This window comes from Hymenobacter sp. UV11 (genome assembly GCF_004684095.1).
In the GTDB taxonomy this organism is placed as follows: domain Bacteria; phylum Bacteroidota; class Bacteroidia; order Cytophagales; family Hymenobacteraceae; genus Hymenobacter.
In genome coordinates this window covers 63,678-81,002 of record NZ_SRII01000003.1, presented here as the reverse complement: position 1 = coordinate 81,002, position 17,325 = coordinate 63,678, and the positions used below count along the sequence as shown (strand labels likewise).

Genomic DNA, 17,325 nt, shown 5'->3' with positions numbered 1-17,325 from the left:
ACTACTGGCATTATATAAAAGAATTAAAATGCTATGGAACTAAGCGATTACCTACTCACGCCCATATACTTAGGAGTAATTTACGCTATAGCGTTCGCCATTCGGCCGGGCGTGACTAACAAGTATACGAAGCCTTATTTTATTCCTGCATTATCTCTTAAACTACTAGGAGCAATTGCGTTAGGCATACTGTACCATACTATTTACGCAGGCGATACCAATAACTATTTTCACCACGCTTCAATTATATATAGGGCGTTTGGCGACTCCTTCAGCGCGGGACTGCACTTGCTGACCACCGATGGCACTGTCACCCCAGACATTGCACGCTACACCAGTCAGATGACTTGGTTTGGAGCCGACAGCAAGGAATATTTTGTAATTAGGGTAGCTGCGTTAGGAGCGTTGCTTGGCTTTGATACATATTCGGTTACCGCGCTTTTTTTTGCCGTGCTTAGCTTCAGCGGCATGTGGGCCATGTACATGACCTTCGCCAAAATTAGACCACAGGTTTATAAGGAGTTAGCTGTGGCAGTTTTTTTTCTACCCTCCGTGTTTTTTTGGGGCTCGGGCCTGCTCAAGGATTCCCTTTGCTTAGGAGGATTAGGCTGGCTTTTTTATGCCTTTTACCGCGGAACTATTGAAAAGAAAAATATTCTGCGTTGCGTAATTATTGGCATAATTGCTGTACGGGTTGTTGCTTACATGAAGGTTTATATTTTGTTGGCGTTTGTTCCTCCAGCAGCCTTGTGGGTGTTTAATGAGAATACTGCCCGCATTCGCTCAGTGGCCGTACGTTGGATGGCACGGCCCTTTTTACTACTGGGAGGTTCTTTAGTAGCAATTTACGCGATGGGGCAAATCGCCGCGGCTGATGCTCGCTTTAATATTGATAAAATTGGCGCTCAGAGCAAGCTTACGGCAACCTACTTGCAAGGTGTCAGCAAACAGGAAAATGGCTCTGGTTACAATATTGGCGAGCAGGACGGTACCATCGCAGGCATGGCTAAGCTAGCTCCACAAGCTGTGGTGGTTGCACTCTTTCGGCCTTTTCTCTGGGAATCGCGCAACCCCACGATGTTGCTCTCGGCGCTGGAGGCTACTTACTTTCTCTTTCTAACAGTGCGTATCTTTTATCGGGTAGGCCTTTTCAAAGCCTTACGGACTATTACCGCTTCCCCCGTACTTACACTGTGCTTTGTATTCAGTCTGGTTTTTGCTATTTCGGTTGGAATTTCTAGCGGTAATTTTGGCACGCTTGTGCGTTATAAAATCCCGCTAATGCCCTTTTACCTAAGTGGGTTATATATCCTACAGAGCATGACGCAGCCCGTGGTAGTAACTACCCGGCGGCCGGCCGTAACGATGCGGCGCGCCTAACTGGCTTAGCAAGACGATGAGCCATAGGTTAATTGTAAAGCTGTTACGCGGGCGGGGCGCCCTCCGCGTTCGCCTGGATAACAGCAGTGAACAGGAAGTATTTAAACCACAACCAGACGAGCACTACGTAAATAATTCCAAAAAATTCGGCGTGTTTGAATGCACCGAATAGCGCTGCTCGATAGTGGCGCGGGCAGCGCTTCCCAACTGCTGCCGAAGCCCCGCATCGGTAAGCAGGTGGCGCAGGTGGCGCAGCCACTCAGCCGACTCGCGGCAGATGTAGCCATTTACACTATCCTGCACTACCTCCGTATTCATGCCTACCGGCGACACCAGCGCCGGAATGCCTAACGCCATGTATTGCAAAGCCTTGAAGCCGCACTTACCCTTGGCCCAGGGGTCGTCCTCTAGGGGCATCAGGCCGATATGAAAGGTTAGCAGGTCTGGTATTTCGGTAGCCTTCTGCCAGGGCACGAACCGCAGTGAGCGGAGCGCTACCTCAAAATCGGGCGGCTGGTTAGAAATAACGTGAAACTCAAAATCCAGCCCCTCAGCTTCCAGTTGCGCCAGCACCGGCACTAGCGGTCGCAGATACTTAAGCGTGGAGTGGGTACCCGTCCAACCAATTACCAACGGGCCGGGAGCCAGCTGGTCGCGCACCTGATTATGCAGGTGTTCCGTATCAATTGTGGTCGGGTTTACGACCGCCTGGGGATTAAATTGCCGGGCATAAGCGGCCAGATAGTCGTTGCCACAGCTGTTTTTATAAGCCCAGCGGCAAATGCTGTCTACTTTGTGATGCCATTTCAGTTCAGCGGCTATCTTGTTGGCTTCTGAAGTATTGGCCAGCCAGATAGCATCGTCGAAGTCGTAGATGAGGCGCTTGCGCAGCACCTTAGCCAGCAGCCATTCAAAAACGGGTGGTCCCATCGGGGCAGCTTCCCGGTGCACGAAGACATAGTCGTACTTGCTGGCGGCCAGCACGTGCCCTACCCGCCGCCCAAAACCGCCCAGAATCCCGAGCGCCTTGCACACCGCCTGGCCGGGCTCATATAAAATTCGCCAGGTAGCCTCGCTTAAAAACGGAGCCAGGAGGTACTCGTGCCCGTGCTGTCGCAATAGGCCCAGGTACTGCTCGAAGCGAAAGCGTTGCGAAGGGGCTTGCCCAGGGGGGTAGGGAATCAGAAACAGAATACGCAAAACAGAATCGTGGCTGGGCAACTGGCCCTGACTACGAACCGCAAAGGTACGCCGCCCCTACCCCGCCTTTTTGGCCAGCACCTGCCTGTAGAGCCGGCCCAACGCTTCATACGTATTGGCCGGGGCAAATTTTTGACGTACGAACGCCCGTCCCGCCGCGGCAAACCGGGCCCGCAGCTCCGCATCGGCTGCCAGCCTATTGATGGCAGCAGCCATCGCCGCCACGTCGCGGTTGGGCACCAGCAGGCCCGACTGCCCACTCTCAAACAGCTCTGCCGGCCCGCCGCAGTCGCTGGCAATAAGCGGCGTGCCGAAGAACAGGGCATCGAGGCAGGTAAGGGAAAAGGACTCCGATTCCGAAAAGTTGAGCAGGATATCCGCCACTTTTATTATATGCTCCACATCGGCCGCGAAACCCTCAAACCGCACTACCCCCCCCAGGCCCGCTTGTTGTACTTCCGCCTCCAGCCGCTGCCGGAACTCCTGATTCTTAGCCATCCCCATATCACCGCCCACGAAGCGCAGCCGCAGGCGCGCATCCTGGGCATAGGCCCGCCGGAAAGCGGCCAGCGCCAAATCCTGGCCTTTGCCCGGAATGTAGTTGCTCAGATACAGCAGCTCCACCGAGCCATCGAGGCGAGGTAAGTGCTGCGGCAGTGGGTAGCGCTCAGTACTTGGCAGCGGGTCATACACTACCTGGGCATTAACCACGCCGTCGAAGTAGCGCCCGACCGCCTGTGACACGCATACTGTGCGGCTGGCCAGCCGCCCGCTCAGCCAGCGCCAAGTGCGGGCCAGCGGCTGCACCAGGCTCTGCGGCAGAAAGCGTACGTGCGTAATGACCCGTAGCCGCCCGAAACTCAATGCTTGCGCTAGGTAACCCGTAAGGTTGTAAAAGTCGTTGAGGTGAATGATACGAGCCTTTTCGCGCTTGGCCAGCCGCCATAGCCTCCAGCCATTGAGCAATAGCGCGAAGGGGTAACGCAGCAGGTCACCTTTGCGCCGGCTGATTTCCACAAAAGGTAGCTCATGCACTATGTAGCCATCGGCTTCCAGTACCGGCCGGGCCGCGCTGCCTTTAGGCAGCACGTAGACGAAGGCTAAGCCGCTTTCCTGTAGAGACAGGGTCGCGTGGCGTAGGGCATTCAGGGCACCGGTCACGGCCCGTGAGTTGTCCACCAGCAGCACTAGGCTGGCTGGCGGAAAAGTATTAGTGGGTTTTGATGAAGGCAAACCGGTTTTTCAGCTTTAAAAAGGTTTTTCATAATACGTAAAGCTGAGCCAGCTCAGCAGCATGGCTAGGCCCAGGCCCAAGGCGTTATCGCCCAGCAGTACGCCAGCCACCGTTTGGTTCAGGCCTAGGCGGTGTAGCAGTTGATAGGCGGCCAGCAGGGCCACAAAGTGCAGGCAGTACAACCCGTAAGTATAATTGCCCCAGTAGCTGAGCCAGCGCAGCTGCCCCATCTTGACGAAAAAGTGGCGGGCGTAATTCTGCTCCAGCAAAACGAAGGCAAAGAGCGAAGCCAGTACCAGCCGGTCGAAAATAATATAGCCGGGCAGTTGCAGCAGCGAGCCACCAACAGCGCCAAGCCCAACGCATAGCCTAGCCTGATGCCCCAGCGCGGCCATGCGGCTACGGCGTTTGTAAGGCGGTCATCCCGAAAGCAAAGCCAGGCCGCCGTGCCGCTCAGCGCCATGTCGCCTATCACGCTAAACGTATGTAGGTTAAGCATGGTAATATTATCCTGGTGCCACGCTCGAAATAACAGATTAGCTACCAGGATACCGCCAAACAGCCATCCCAGCCGCCGCGTGGGTACAGCCGCTACCAGCAAGGGCCAAACCAGGTAGAACTGCTCCTCCACGCACACCGACCACAACACGGTAAGCGTCGGCGTTTTGCAGCCATAGTATAAGTTGTTGAAATTGGCCAGAAATAGCCAGAAGTACGCAGGATGCGCCGTTTCGTGGAACTCATACTCTCCAAAGTGCGCTCGTACAATTGGCAGTACTACAAACCCGAGTAGTAGTAGTATAAAATACAGCGGCCAGATGCGCAGAATGCGCCGCACGTAGAACGGCCCAATGGCAATACGCCCGGTTGCCTGTTGCTCACATAGAAGCAGGTAAGTAATTAGAAACCCGCTTAGTACAAAGAAGAAGTTTACGCCTAGGTCACCAGAGCGGGTTAGTCCGTGCGCCCACCGGTAGGCCGTACTGGTCCGAATAGCCGCGTCAGGCGTGTAAAAGGAATGAAACAGGAAAACACTGAAGAACGCCAGGAAGCGCAAGCCGTCCAGGTTGGGAAAATAGATGCGCCGAGTGGCCGGAGTAGTTAATAGCACCTGCAGAATAGATGGCTGCATAAGAAAAACCCGACTAATTTAGTTGGCAGCGGCACGCTACTGCCAGCGGCAAGAGGCAATTATAGAACACTAAATATTTGTTTAGCAATCAGTTATATTAAGCAAATAGTAAGTAGCCGTGAATACTAACAAAGCAATCTGGCACCCAACTTAAAAAGGAGTGCGTGTAGCGTTGCTATGCCTGACACACTTGCTCTACCAATTGTATCCATTGGTCTGCAATACGCTCCCGAGTGAAGTCCTGCATCCGCCCGCGTGCTAGTTGGCCCAAGCGTTCGCGCTCAGCAGCGTTAGTTAATAGCGCAGCCAAGGCGGCAACCCATACAGCTTCGTCGGCAGCTAGTGTAGTCGGCTGCGTCAGCACAGGGAGTAGTAGGCCATAGGCACCCATTTCAGCTTGGCGCAATGGCGTAGCAGGGGTAGTCGTAGTGGGTGACAGCATTTCACGAGGGCCGGTAGGGCAGTCAGCGCTCAGCACGGGTAGGCCACAAATCATAGCCTCGCCTAGTGCCATCGGAAAACCTTCCCACGCCGAGGGAAAGACAAAGGCCGTAGCTGGACGCAGGTATTTAAACGGGTTGTGCTGCAAGCCCAGAAAATATACGTCGTAGTCGGGGGTGAGTGCTGACGGATTTTCCCATTGCGCATACACGCGCAACCCTAGCTCCCGCGCCCGTGCCACTAGCGAGTCCCGCAAGTCGCCATCACCCACAAATAGGAGCTTGGTAGGCTGTTGCTTGAGCAAAGCAGCAAAAATGGCAAGCAGTGGCGCTTGGTTTTTCTGGATAGACAGCCGGCCGGCGGTTACTAGCACCGGTGCGGCAGCATATACCATTTCTTCAGCAGTTGAAAGGGCCTCCCGGCTTTTGGTCTCTATATCTGACACCTCAAAAAAGTTATTGATGGTCAAAAGCTTTTCTGGTTTTACGCCGAAGCTTGTTATCAGTTCTGGTATGATGTCGCGGCTAACTGTTACAATGCGGTCAGCGCGATTATAGAGGGCGGGCATGAGCATATTCTTGCGCAGCCAGCCCACGGGCCCCGCAATATTGGCATCATGCAGCTTGGAGCCGTGAATGCACAGAATAACCTTCTCCGGCCCTTTACTGAGCAGGTTGATATAATCGGCGCCTTCCAGGTGGCTGATGCTTACTGCCACGTTCAGCTGACGCTTCAGGGCTTTGAGCCGGGTCACGCGGCGCCAGAAGTTGCGCAGCTTATTGATGGGGCCACCCGCGCCGGCCACGTCCAGGCTCACCACTTCGTTGGAACTGGGGTACATATTGCCGCCATCCAGGTTAAAGACTGCTTCCGTAACGTGGTAGTAGTGGGCCAGTTCTACGCTGTGGTCGTGAAAAACTCGCTGTGCCCCCCCCAGGCCAAAATTCGGAATTACAAGTAAGACGTTGGCTTTGAATAGCATGAATAAATAAGCAGCTTACTGAACACTAACAATTTCTAGAAAGGCTTTCGCATTGATTTAGCCCACATTTTGAGTCGCTGCTTGGCTGTAAGGGGATAATAAGCCGCTAACTGGCTTTTGTTAAAATGCCGCCAGTTGGCGAAAAACGGCTGCGTGTGGGTGTAGCATACCTCAAACCAGCGCTTGCCTAGCCCCTGGCGCAAGGCTACGGGGTCGAAGCGTGGGTGCTGCTCATTGTGGGCAAGCAAGCGACAGAGCCACTGCTCTATTTCGGCCAGTGTCAGGTCACCCAACGGGCTATCCAGTAGCGATACCGCACTGTGAATACGCCGCTCGCGGGCCGATACTGGGAGTTGCCAGCTGGCAAACAGCTGCGCCTGTACCTGCTCAGAAACCCGCGCCCGCTCGGTTAAAATTTCCTGCTTGACTACTCGGGGCAGCACTCGGTATTGTACCAATGCCTCCGGAATGGTGGCAATAACCAGCTCGTCAAGATAGCGCACGCAGAATTCATAATCTTCCGTCTGGCGCAGGCTGGCGTCGTAGTGCATGCCGCGCTCACGCAGCAGGTTGGCGCGCAGCATAAAGCAGTTGTTGCCACCCGGCAGCGTGAATAGGGTGTGCACCTTTAAATCGGCGGGGCTCGCGGGGTAACGGTGCAAATACGTGCTGGCCCCGAAGTTTTGCAGCCAGCAGCCTACCATATTTACTTCCGAATGCTGGCGCAAAAAGGCTACCTGCCGGGCCAGCCGCTCGCGATGGCACAGGTCGTCGCCGTCCATTTTGGCAACGTATTTGCCCCGCACATAAGCCAGCGCCGCATTGTCGGTGCCGGCCCGGCCCAGGTTACGCGGGTTTTGCACCAGACGCAGGCGTGGGTCCCGAATTGCCTGCACCCTGGCCACCGTGTCATCGGTGGAGCAGTCATCCAGCACCAGCAACTCAAAGTCCGCAAACGTCTGCGTCAGAATGCTGGCAATGGTGTCCTCAATGTAAGGGGCAACATTATAAACAGGCAGTACGACGGATACACAAGGGGTCATCGGCAAGGGACGAATTGGAGCAGGCAGGACACCTGATGCAGGCGTAAGTTATTCAGCGGTGCCCCGCCACAGTTAGGCGCTTGGCTGCATCAGGTGCTGGACATCGGCCAGCCACAAGTCCAGCAGCTCCAGTTCCTGCGCCGTCACAATATTCTCGCTGGCGAGTTCGGCGTAGGCCCGACGCAGGTTCTCAGCCACGGTTGCGCCGGCGTCAATAGCGCGGCTCACGGCCGCAATCACCCGGTTGGGGTGCAGGTAGCAAGGAATCTCCGACTCAAAATCCTTGACGTAATCGTGCGGGTTGCGCACTTGAATCACTGTGGCCTCGGTGAAGCCCAGCCGGTAGCCGTGCGCCCACATGATGGGCTGGGCCACTAAGCCACGCAGAATGTCGGTGAAGCGGAACGTGACGTACGCCGGCAAATACAACAGCGGAAACAGCTCGCGGCGCACGGCCGTATTCTGCGAGTTAAACGGGCAGAGCGTGCCTTCGGGCAGCACAATGGGGGCGCGCTTATCAAAGAAGACTTCGGTGTTGTCCACCAGCCGGTAGATGGCGTCCACGTCGGGGTCGCTGTCGGCCAGGCCCTGCCAGATGCCAATTTTGCTGGTTTGCTGCGTAAGCTCGTCGTTTTGCAGGTTGTGGGTTTCGTCCAGAATCAAGTCGAGCGGGTAGCCCCGGGGCCAGATGTGGTGCGGCGTGAAGCTCTTATAGATGTTGACGAACCCTTTATTGACCGGAGCCGTCGCAAATGTGCCCTCCAGCGCCGGGAACGCCCAGTCGTCGTAGGGAATATTGTCGTCGTCGGTGTCGATAATCAACTGAACTCCCTGCTGCATAGCGTGTAGGTAGCCCATCATTTTGCGTCCGTAGTGGTTGAAGGGCAGCTTGCTGGCAAGCGCGAAGCCCTGCGCTTCCTGGTCGGCCACGGAAAGGTAGTTTACGCCTGGGGCCGCCCACTGCTCTGGCGACTTCTTATCGCCTACCACGGTGAGCTGGTAGTCAGGCAGGGCGGCAAACTTCGTCACGGCTTCAGTCGGCGCGAAAATGGATGTAATGACAATGGAGGACTTCGAATTCATGGACGGTGTAAAAAAAGGGGAAATGCAACTACCGGCGCAATGCGCCTGGTTAGGCCATTTGCAGCAGCCCGCGCAGCAGTTCGGCACGCTGCGAGGTGTAGTGCTTCTGGAGAATTTCGTCGTAGAGCGCCAGCGGCGCGGTTTCCTGGGCTAGGTACCGCAGCATAGTTTCCTCAAACTGTTTGTAGGAGGTGACGTTGGGGCACACCCGCGCCAACTCGTAAAAGCGCGTTTCCTCGTTGTCGGGGTAGCGGCCCAGCAGCAGGCACTGCGCGTTGAGTAGCTCTAAATAGCGGGGTGTCACGGGGTTGAAGCCGCCAGTGCGCTTTTCGCCTCCATCCAGGCCCGGCGTACTGTAAAAGGAAATTTTGCTGGCGCGCAGCAGCTCCAGATACGATTCGCGGTCCTGAAACTTGCCAATCGGCCCGCGCTTGTTCGACACATAGTGAAACTCGCCATCTATCTCCTGCTGGTAGAGAAACTCCACTTGCGGGTACTTCTGTGCAAAGGCCTGCAGGTAGTCGCGCAGTATCTGGCTAGTGCGCACGTCGAGCCGGCCAGCCAGCAAAATGTCGTACTTTTTTTCGTACACCGTGCCTGGTAACGCGCGGTGCCGGTCGGCCAGACTGAGGGGAAAATGCGCTAGGTTAAGCGCGCAACCAATACTTTTCATGTACTCCAGCGTTTCTAGACTGGAAATCAGCACCAGGGGACAGGCCTGGTACAGTGCCTCAAACGCCTTCCAGTCCGAGTGCTTCCACAAGTCAATAAACGCAGGAATGGCCTTGGGCGAGGTAGAAAAACTGGGTTGCGTAGTGGCTCCCAACTCGAACACCAAGTACAGCCCGGCCGACGGGCGGAATACATTGGCCGTTTCGGCGGCATTGCTGGCGGCGGCTAACGCCTGCGGGCCAAAAGCCTTGAGAATTTTTCGGCTCACCTGGTTGATAAGCGCCCGGCGAAACGGCGGCAGGGCATTCAGCACGGGTACCTTGAAGTCCGCTGCCAGTTCGTCCTCCCATTCATAAATCAGATGATACAGCGGTGCCTTTAGGTACGAACGGGTCGATAGGATAGCGGCAAGACTCATGTATACGAAACAAATAGCCAATCAAAAGCACGGCAAACCGCGGACAAAGATACCGCGTGATGGCCGAGCGGGCATAAAAATCATCTTTTCAACAACCCAGCAAGGATAAATAGGCGCTCGGCAATGCAGGCAACTGTTTCCCGTCGTAGGTAACCTAACGCATTAAAAAATTGCAACCAACTTTAGTAGTGGCCTGATAAAAAGCTATAACGCAAACTTTTGCGAAGTAGCCCAGCACCTCAATGATGCTGTCAGGCCAGCCTCGGATGAAACCCAGATTCAGAATTTCTGTCGTGAGTTAAGCCTTAACTGAGACTGCAGCGACATCGGTGAACAGGGAGCAAACCTAAACTTATATCCCTACCTACATTGTAAGGCTTATTTGCCATCAACCCTCAAAACCATTTTGAAAGTCGCTCTAAATTTTCACCTAAATAAGTGGCGCACTAAAGTTTCCGTAATGTTTTTTATCAGCTGGAGCATTCAGCATTTTCAAGACTGCACTTTCTAGCTTGTGAATATCTACTTCATATTCCTTTAACCCCTCATACCTTTTGTGGCTACTGTTTGACATAGGTACTCGGTCAATATCTTCCCCTAAAACAACATCATAATACTTTATTCCTAAAGAATACGCCTGACAGTAGTACTCAGGCATCAACCTGTTTACTGGGATGATTTCGATAACATGCGCCTTTTCGTAGCTCATAAAAAATTGTTGTATAAGTCCCATTCCAGTTAGAGCAACGAGATATTCGGTTTCTTGAAAAAGCTTTACTTGCTCGTCAAGACTTAAATGTTCCGCATATGCCACCTCAAATCCATAGCTATGAAGCATGTTGATTATTTCTACCTCATTGCTCAGGCCTCTCGTATAGCGCTTCTTATCGCGGCTAAGAAATACTTTCTTACTAGGAGTTATTTCACCAAGATTATACAACTTTCTGGTAAAATTCCAACTCTCTTTTCCGAAGTAAAGAGCTTTAGGCCGATACAATTTCTCTACTTGTAACCACTCATGTGGTTCTTGGATGAGCCAATTAAAGGATTTAAAGTAAGGACTCTTAGAAAAGAGGTATTGAAAGAAAGGGCTATCATAAACAAATCTGTTTACGATGATAGGGATATCTGCTGGCAAATCCGTCTTCGACAGCATCGAAAGACGGCACACCGTTTCTACGAGATGGTGATACAGGTTTCTGGTCGCGGAACCGTCATAAAGCACAGCTGCTTTAATAAATTTGGATTTATTCCTATTTAGAAGGTGAGGAAGAATATATGGATATTGATAGTCAACTGTAAAAACAACGGTTTGCTCTATCAATTGGTTTAGCCCTTTTGTCCCTAAGCTGCGTTCAGGCTCTACTAGCACATCATCTATCTCAAGAACATACTCAGCTTGCCTTTGAATTTCCCACTTACCTAAGTTCTCGCGAAGAAATTTATTGAAAACTTCTTCCTCAAAACAAATTGGCAAATCCTCTATAACACTTGCCTCCTTATAAAAAAGGTAGCGCATATCATCCCCTGCATTCCTTCTTTTCCAAAATTTCTCTGCTGTGAGTCTACCAATTTTAGAACGCCATAAAAACGAGCGAACAACCCGTGTAAATATATTCATTACTTGTATTTATTTTTATATATTAAAATATTTATGAACCTACTATCCTTTACTAAACTGATTGAAAGTAAAGTATCAGGTATTATGGCCTGCCAGCATTTGCTGTACTACCTGCGCCATCTTAGCTACATCTACCAGTAAATCGGCATCCTGAACAGTTAGGGTGTGGTCGTTCGGCTGACAGAATTGGTAATAGTAGCCAATACCTAAATCGGCCGCCAGCGTGTAGTAGTAATGATTAGTACCGTCGTCCTTCATTTGCAGTTCCAGCACTTTACTACCCGGCACCATGAAAAGCATGTTAGTAAGGCCTGCCCCATGTATAGACACTAGGCAGCGAGCCCTAGCCATAATGCTTGCCTGCTCAGTAAAGCCATAGCATTCTAGCTGGACAATAGCAAAGCCTTGTTCACGTAGGTAAGCCGTTACCTCACTCTCATTCAATACCTTACGGCGGGTTGCCCGCTCACGACTTATATATATCCGGTCGCCTAAATCAGCTTGTGGCAATAGCGGAAACTTTTCCCACAAGAGTTGGCGCAGGTCTCGCATCACCTGGGGGTTGTAGCTGGCCACGCGGGAAAGCCGGCCGGGAGCCAGCAGGCGCGGGACTACATAGCGGGTCTTAGGCTGTATGCGTTGTACGTTATGCACGCCTAGCGCTTGCAATGTCTGGTAGTGATAATCGCTTTGGTAATGAGCTGGCAGTATCAGAACTAACTCAGCCAAAAGTTCTGGCAACTTGCTGCGTATCGCCAGCAGTCGGGGCAACGCATCCACCATCCAGTGATAATACGGCTCCGACCAGGCATCGTGTATCAGCAGGTACTGAGACGTTGCCGATAACTTCTGCCGACGTAGGCGCAGGTGCATATGCAGCAAGCCGCGCCAGTTATGGGTCGGCCGGTCAGGCAGTATCAGCGTCTCCGGATAAAGTTGCAAACCATGAAAAGCTACCCCATCCCAATACAAGCTAACTTCCCGCAGCTGCAGTAGCCAACTAGGTGGCAATTCGTATTTTTGGTTCTTCGCAAAAAAAGACCGGTCTTCTTCAAGCAGATTTTTAGGCCAGGGGCGCTCTATCTGTTGACCGGCATATAGCTGACGGCGTTGCACCCAACCTATAAAACGTGCTAGCATGATAGCTCACTTGTTAATTTTAGTTAGTTGGCTCAATTTCGTCAGGCCTAATGGTAGATAAAGAATATAGCGGATTATTTTCAACAAGTGCTTGAAACTGCTCAATACGCTTTTGAAAAAAGGCTACATTTTCAAAATTTCTTCTACAAACAGCAAACTGTTTTGTAAAATAATACCACGTCAGCAATTGCCCATTTACTCGAAGACGAGAAGCTAAATCGAGTCGAAAAAAAGACTTTATATAATCGCTTGACACTGCTGCCTGTATACTCTTGAATGATATATAGAACCAATCTTTTAGCCAAGGAGTAAGTGTGCGGTACTTCAGCCAATCAGGAGCCATCATTCGCTGGTATACCGACATAGTTGGGTAAGCTCGTGAGGAAGCATAGCACAACCGCAATAAGTAATTCTCATTCAGTCGGCCGGCTGTCATATAGTGAGTGAGTTGTAAGTCGTCACTGTACCAAATTTTATACCCCAGCAAACGAGTTAAAAAGCACAACTCATCATCTTCTCCTGCAACCAGTTGCTTATCACCTTGGCGACCCGTGAAGAGACTTTTAAATTTCAGTGCTCGTAGTTCGCGCCATATGGCATGTCGAACAAATAGCCCAGCACCCCATAGGGTACCATTTAGAACTTCGCCAGACGCAACTTTATCATTACTCTCCGCCGAGTAAACAATAGGCTTTCCTACCGCATAGGATGCCTGAAAAGCTGGAAACCAAGCTGGCATTTTTATCTCAAAGGCACCCACATTCCTGCCACCTACCAACCCAATAGCTGGATTGACGCAGAGTATATCATATCCCCGTTGCAAATAGTCAACTTGTAGCCAGTTGTCATCGTCTACGATGCACATGAACTCATAGTTAGCTGCATCGTAAGCCATTTCCAAAGCAAACTGCTTGCCTGGTATTGGTTGACTCAGAAGGTATAGCGGAACTGGTTTCCCAAGTAAATTCCATTCGGCTTTGCAATACGTCAAAGTACCATCGCTGGAATTATTATCGACGACTATAACTTCCCAAGGTATTGTTGATGCCACTACTTGCCGTGCAAGATGTGCTAAAGTAGGTTTTAACCTACCAATTCCGTTGTATGTACAGATAAGGACAGAAATTCCTCTCTGATGTAAAACTCTTTCCATAGCGACTGGTACAACTGTCTACTCAGCACTCAACTATAAAGCTAACTTAAAATCTATTTAAATATCATACTTTATTGCTTGTCATATGATATTTAGATAAATTTTTTAAAACCTCAAATAATACATCTATCATTTAACTATAGCTTTTGGGTATAAATGCGTTGTTCTTTTAAGATGTTAGCAAGTTTTGATAATGAATCAATAAAACTAGAATACTCAGTGCGCATTTGGAAGTGAGCCTTCCACATTTCAATCTGCCATAATCTGCTTATACTGCTAATATTCTCAACGTCTTGTACATCTTTATAAAAGTAGCGGTAGAGTGTTGATAACCCGTTGCGACTGAGAAAATACTTACTATTCTTCCAAAACATGGGGAACCAGCGATAATCATACTTCTCGCCAGTGTACATTTTTTTATAAAAACTCAACTTATAATATGATTTTGCATGCCCCCGCATTAACGCGATTAGATACGACCAGTTAAGTCTCCTTGGCTCTAAGAAATGTTTAAGGTTAAGCTTAGAGGAATAATATAATTTGTAACCTAATATAGAGGCAATGAAACAAGTTTCTGTGTCACCACCAGATGATAATTCTTCCCCTTTCCTGTCAGTAAGATGTGATGTAAATCCTACTTGCTGAAGTAAATTGAGTAGTTCTTTTCTAATTACCATTCCCGCGCCAGTAATGTACAGGCGCTCAATTGATACTTCGCCATCAGAAGTGGCTTGTGGTCCGCAAGCATAAGCTGTTTCAAAATTAGCGAACCATACAGGTAATGCAACACTAGAAATAGGTATATTTAAACCTCCAAGGATACCAATTTTTGGCAATTCAAACATCAATTTACAAGCTTCCTCAATATAATCAGATGCAAGCCAATTATCATCATCACAAAATAAAATCAAATCATAAGTTGATTTCTTAACACCTGCAGTTCTGGCATTTGATAGACCTGGGTTTGGCTCATGTATGATATGCATTGGCACAGGTGCACCTAATTGGCACCAGTGAGTGTCTGCTACCTCGCTAGTACTGTCTGAAGAGTTATTATCAACAATTATCAAATTCCAGTCTATATCTGCACTTACTTCTTGATGTGCTATATACTTTAATGTTTCAGGCAATAAATGCGAACTATTATAGCAACAAATTATTACTGAAAGAGAAATTTTCATGTGTATTCAGTTTTCTACTTGAAAGCAAAAAAATTACGCATATTAAATATTAAGCGCAACTTACAATAGCTTGCAACAAGGTATCATCAGGATGTAAATCCGTAATTTCCACTGCTCTATTGAAAGCATTTATACCCATATTAGGCAAGAGGCTTCTATTACTCCAAAGTTTTTCCAAAGCCTCACTTATACACTTAACAGACGCTACCTCTGCTAGATACCCCGTTTCTCCATTAATAACGTATAATGCATTACCACCAACATCCGTAGAAACTACTGCTCTCCCGGAGAGCATAGCTTCGATTAATGATAATGGCGTGCCTTCGCTAAGTGATGGGAGCACCAGCACTTGGTTATTCTCCCATATCTCATCAATATTATTTACGTGCCCAATAATAGAAACTTTATTGGCTAGGCCATAGAACTCTACCAATGCTTTTAAATAATCTAAGTGTGGACCAGCACCGTATAAATTCAAACTAAAAGAACGGCTTTGCCACGGTAATGCGCTGAGAACTTCTAGAAGAATATCTTGACCTTTGTAATTACAGTCAAACCTAGCAACGCAAGCCATCAAAAGCTTATCATTTTCAGGAAATGCTTTTACGCAACTATTTTTTATATTAATAGGATTATTAATTAATTTAGCGTTCGTAAATTTATAAGATATTTGTCTTTCAGCAGATAATAGATTTCTTTCTGATACAAAGTAGAATAATTTTGCCTTATCAATAATTTTAACAGTGGAAGCTCTAGCGGCAATAGGCAGAATATTCCCATTATCATAATTGTGCTGGTTAATTATAATATATGGCTTATTTCCCTCAGTAATTCCTTCTATGGTTCCACGGTGATTAACAAAATCAAAAAGGGTACCATTTGATATTACATAAATGTCAGCGTCTAATTCAGGTACAATTTCTACAGTTCTGGTCTTTATACCAACTTTAATAGCGATTCTGTTAATCAAAGAATATGCTTTACTCTGGTAGAACATAGTGTTAACACCTGCCTGCTGTAATTCAATAATCTTTGGATGTGGAGCAGACCAATACTGTGTAAGTGAATAAACCTTATGGCCTTTTTCTACAGCAAGTTTTGCAGTTTTATACCATAATTCTTCGCTACCTCCCCAAGGAAATACTTTCATTAAAGAGACAAAAGCAATTCTCATACATTCTAAGTTTTTTATTATACTTATTTTTTACAAATGTTATACATAAGTATTATATATTTTTTCATATTCTACTATCATACTTTCGACGGCAAACAATTCATGTGCTCTTTTTCGGTTTGATAAGCCAATAGCTAAACGTTTTCTATGGTCACCCATCAACGAAACAATAGAATCTACAAGCTTATCTATGTCTCCGTACTTCACTAAAGTTTCTTTTGAGCCTAAAATTTCACTTAATGCTCCGGTGTCGTATCCTGCAACACACAAACCCATACTCATTGCAAATGGAGTAACTTGTCCAAAACTTTCATCATGAACTGGAGCCACCAACAACCCTATTTTTTTGTAGTAATCAGGTAGAGCTTTGTAGCTAACGTATCCAGTAAAAATAATTTTTCTTTCGAGTCCTTCCTCTTTTACTCTCTGCTTGTAATAATCGAAGTAGAAGCCTCCACCGACAATATAACACTGAATAGAGGGCCTCTTCTTAACGACAGAAATAAAGATTTCAATAGCTTCAGCGTTTAACTTATCTTTATCGAGACGGTATACCATACCGATTGATTCGTTAGACAATAAAGAATCGCTATCATTTTTAAAATGATTAAAATTTGAGCCTGGGTAAATTACTGAGCAAGAAATTTTACTAGTATTGAAATTGTCTAGGACATATTTACTTACAAAAATATTACAAACAACAGCAGAAGAATCAAAAGGTTCTGTAGGCACATTAACGTTTTGAATTACCTTTATTGCAAGCTCTTCACAAATTTTAAATACTGCTGCGTACCACAGCGCGATAGAATCATGTCTGCTATTATATCTAACCCAATAATGAATATGAATAGCAGCAGGCGGGTTTTCTTTTAAAAAATCGTACAATTTGCTTAATTCATAAATAGAATATTTATGAATATTAACAGGCTGGTATGGTAAAGGTTCAGGATAATCAGGAACTATTATTTCATGAGCATATTTCTCAGACATGTTCTCTATAATATCCACTATAAGTTGGGTAGTACCCCCAACCACAAAATTACCATTGACATGAACTATTCTTATTGTACCCTTACTATATTTTTTCTTCAAAATATAAGGACTAAAATGCTTCTTATCTTGCAAGTAATCGTTAAGAAGTATATATATTTTATAATGAATCTTATATAAAAAATTAGATATTATTATTAAGAACTTCTTTATCATAATATTCAGGAAAATGTGCTCAGGAAATATAGCTTAAACTATTTAATAATCAATGCAGGCATACCCGCTACAATGAAACTAGATGAAATGTTCTTAGTGACTACCGCGTTAGCACCAATTATTGAGTTTTCTCCAACAGCTATCCTGGGCATTGTGTACATACATTTACCAATCCACAACCATTCGCATTTCGCTAGCGCAATACCTTTCTGCCATTGCTTAATTATTGAACCACTATTAGATTCATTAAACAATACACAACTTA

The 17,325-nt window shown here is 48.0% G+C and carries 14 protein-coding genes; 1 reads left to right on the top strand and 13 read right to left on the bottom strand.

Going from position 1 to position 17,325, the window contains the following annotated elements:
* Positions 1-111 precede the first annotated feature (111 nt).
* Entirely contained in the window at positions 112-1,380 is a 1,269-nt protein-coding gene (locus E4631_RS05420; RefSeq protein WP_133660087.1) for a hypothetical protein, read from the top strand.
* Positions 1,381-1,503: 123 nt separating this feature from the next.
* Here E4631_RS05420 and E4631_RS05415 read toward each other — a convergent pair whose 3' ends face one another.
* The 13 genes from E4631_RS05415 to E4631_RS05355 all read right to left on the bottom strand — a co-directional run bounded on the left by E4631_RS05415 (position 1,504) and on the right by E4631_RS05355 (position 17,060).
* The gene (locus E4631_RS05415) at positions 1,504-2,580 is read right to left on the bottom strand and encodes a glycosyltransferase family 4 protein (RefSeq protein WP_133660086.1); all 1,077 of its coding nucleotides are present in this window, start codon (positions 2,578-2,580) and stop codon (positions 1,504-1,506) included.
* 57 nt (positions 2,581-2,637) lie between these two features.
* Positions 2,638-3,813 carry a glycosyltransferase family 4 protein gene (locus E4631_RS05410; protein ID WP_133660085.1) on the bottom strand — a complete coding sequence of 392 codons (1,176 nt, stop codon included), beginning with the start codon at positions 3,811-3,813 and terminating at the stop codon, positions 2,638-2,640.
* A gap of 125 nt (positions 3,814-3,938) precedes the next feature.
* Positions 3,939-4,946: an acyltransferase gene (locus E4631_RS27015; protein ID WP_133660084.1), complete on the bottom strand. Its 1,008-nt coding sequence runs from the start codon at positions 4,944-4,946 to the stop codon at positions 3,939-3,941.
* A gap of 175 nt (positions 4,947-5,121) precedes the next feature.
* Positions 5,122-6,369 (bottom strand): glycosyltransferase, encoded by a 1,248-nt coding sequence (locus E4631_RS05400; RefSeq protein ID WP_133660083.1) that lies wholly within the window; start codon positions 6,367-6,369, stop codon positions 5,122-5,124.
* 35 nt (positions 6,370-6,404) lie between these two features.
* Positions 6,405-7,412: a glycosyltransferase family A protein gene (locus tag E4631_RS05395; RefSeq protein WP_133660082.1), complete on the bottom strand. Its 1,008-nt coding sequence runs from the start codon at positions 7,410-7,412 to the stop codon at positions 6,405-6,407.
* 72 nt (positions 7,413-7,484) lie between these two features.
* Positions 7,485-8,495 (bottom strand): STELLO glycosyltransferase family protein, encoded by a 1,011-nt coding sequence (locus E4631_RS05390; RefSeq protein WP_133660081.1) that lies wholly within the window; start codon positions 8,493-8,495, stop codon positions 7,485-7,487.
* 49 nt (positions 8,496-8,544) lie between these two features.
* Positions 8,545-9,585, bottom strand: coding sequence for a hypothetical protein (locus E4631_RS05385; protein ID WP_133660080.1), 1,041 nt, complete (start codon positions 9,583-9,585; stop codon positions 8,545-8,547).
* A gap of 430 nt (positions 9,586-10,015) precedes the next feature.
* Positions 10,016-11,206 (bottom strand): DUF563 domain-containing protein, encoded by a 1,191-nt coding sequence (locus tag E4631_RS05380; RefSeq protein ID WP_133660079.1) that lies wholly within the window; start codon positions 11,204-11,206, stop codon positions 10,016-10,018.
* A gap of 75 nt (positions 11,207-11,281) precedes the next feature.
* Entirely contained in the window at positions 11,282-12,346 is a 1,065-nt protein-coding gene (locus tag E4631_RS05375) for a DUF563 domain-containing protein (RefSeq protein ID WP_133660078.1), read from the bottom strand.
* Positions 12,347-12,365: 19 nt separating this feature from the next.
* A complete protein-coding gene (locus E4631_RS05370; RefSeq protein ID WP_133660077.1) occupies positions 12,366-13,499 on the bottom strand; it encodes a glycosyltransferase in 1,134 nt (377 codons plus the stop codon).
* Positions 13,500-13,636: 137 nt separating this feature from the next.
* Positions 13,637-14,680: a glycosyltransferase gene (locus tag E4631_RS05365; protein ID WP_133660076.1), complete on the bottom strand. Its 1,044-nt coding sequence runs from the start codon at positions 14,678-14,680 to the stop codon at positions 13,637-13,639.
* A 49-nt stretch (positions 14,681-14,729) separates the two neighbouring features.
* Positions 14,730-15,830 carry a glycosyltransferase family 4 protein gene (locus E4631_RS05360; RefSeq protein WP_166648269.1) on the bottom strand — a complete coding sequence of 367 codons (1,101 nt, stop codon included), beginning with the start codon at positions 15,828-15,830 and terminating at the stop codon, positions 14,730-14,732.
* Positions 15,831-15,893: 63 nt separating this feature from the next.
* Complete coding sequence (locus E4631_RS05355; RefSeq protein ID WP_133660074.1) at positions 15,894-17,060, bottom strand: glycosyltransferase family 4 protein; 1,167 nt, start codon at positions 17,058-17,060, stop codon at positions 15,894-15,896.
* Positions 17,061-17,325: the final 265 nt, after the last annotated feature.

Excerpts from the sequence above, each read along its gene's own strand:
- E4631_RS27015 (WP_133660084.1), bottom strand. The coding sequence starts at position 4,946 with ATGCAGCCATCTATTCTGCAGGTGCTATTAACTACTCCGGCCACTCGG.
- E4631_RS05400 (WP_133660083.1), bottom strand. The coding sequence starts at position 6,369 with ATGCTATTCAAAGCCAACGTCTTACTTGTAATTCCGAATTTTGGCCTG.
- E4631_RS05395 (WP_133660082.1), bottom strand. The coding sequence starts at position 7,412 with ATGACCCCTTGTGTATCCGTCGTACTGCCTGTTTATAATGTTGCCCCT.
- E4631_RS05390 (WP_133660081.1), bottom strand. The coding sequence starts at position 8,495 with ATGAATTCGAAGTCCTCCATTGTCATTACATCCATTTTCGCGCCGACT.
- E4631_RS05385 (WP_133660080.1), bottom strand. The coding sequence starts at position 9,585 with ATGAGTCTTGCCGCTATCCTATCGACCCGTTCGTACCTAAAGGCACCG.
- E4631_RS05380 (WP_133660079.1), bottom strand. The coding sequence starts at position 11,206 with ATGAATATATTTACACGGGTTGTTCGCTCGTTTTTATGGCGTTCTAAA.
- E4631_RS05375 (WP_133660078.1), bottom strand. The coding sequence starts at position 12,346 with ATGCTAGCACGTTTTATAGGTTGGGTGCAACGCCGTCAGCTATATGCC.
- E4631_RS05370 (WP_133660077.1), bottom strand. The coding sequence starts at position 13,499 with ATGGAAAGAGTTTTACATCAGAGAGGAATTTCTGTCCTTATCTGTACA.
- E4631_RS05365 (WP_133660076.1), bottom strand. The coding sequence starts at position 14,680 with ATGAAAATTTCTCTTTCAGTAATAATTTGTTGCTATAATAGTTCGCAT.
- E4631_RS05360 (WP_166648269.1), bottom strand. The coding sequence starts at position 15,830 with ATGAAAGTATTTCCTTGGGGAGGTAGCGAAGAATTATGGTATAAAACT.
- E4631_RS05355 (WP_133660074.1), bottom strand. The coding sequence starts at position 17,060 with ATGATAAAGAAGTTCTTAATAATAATATCTAATTTTTTATATAAGATT.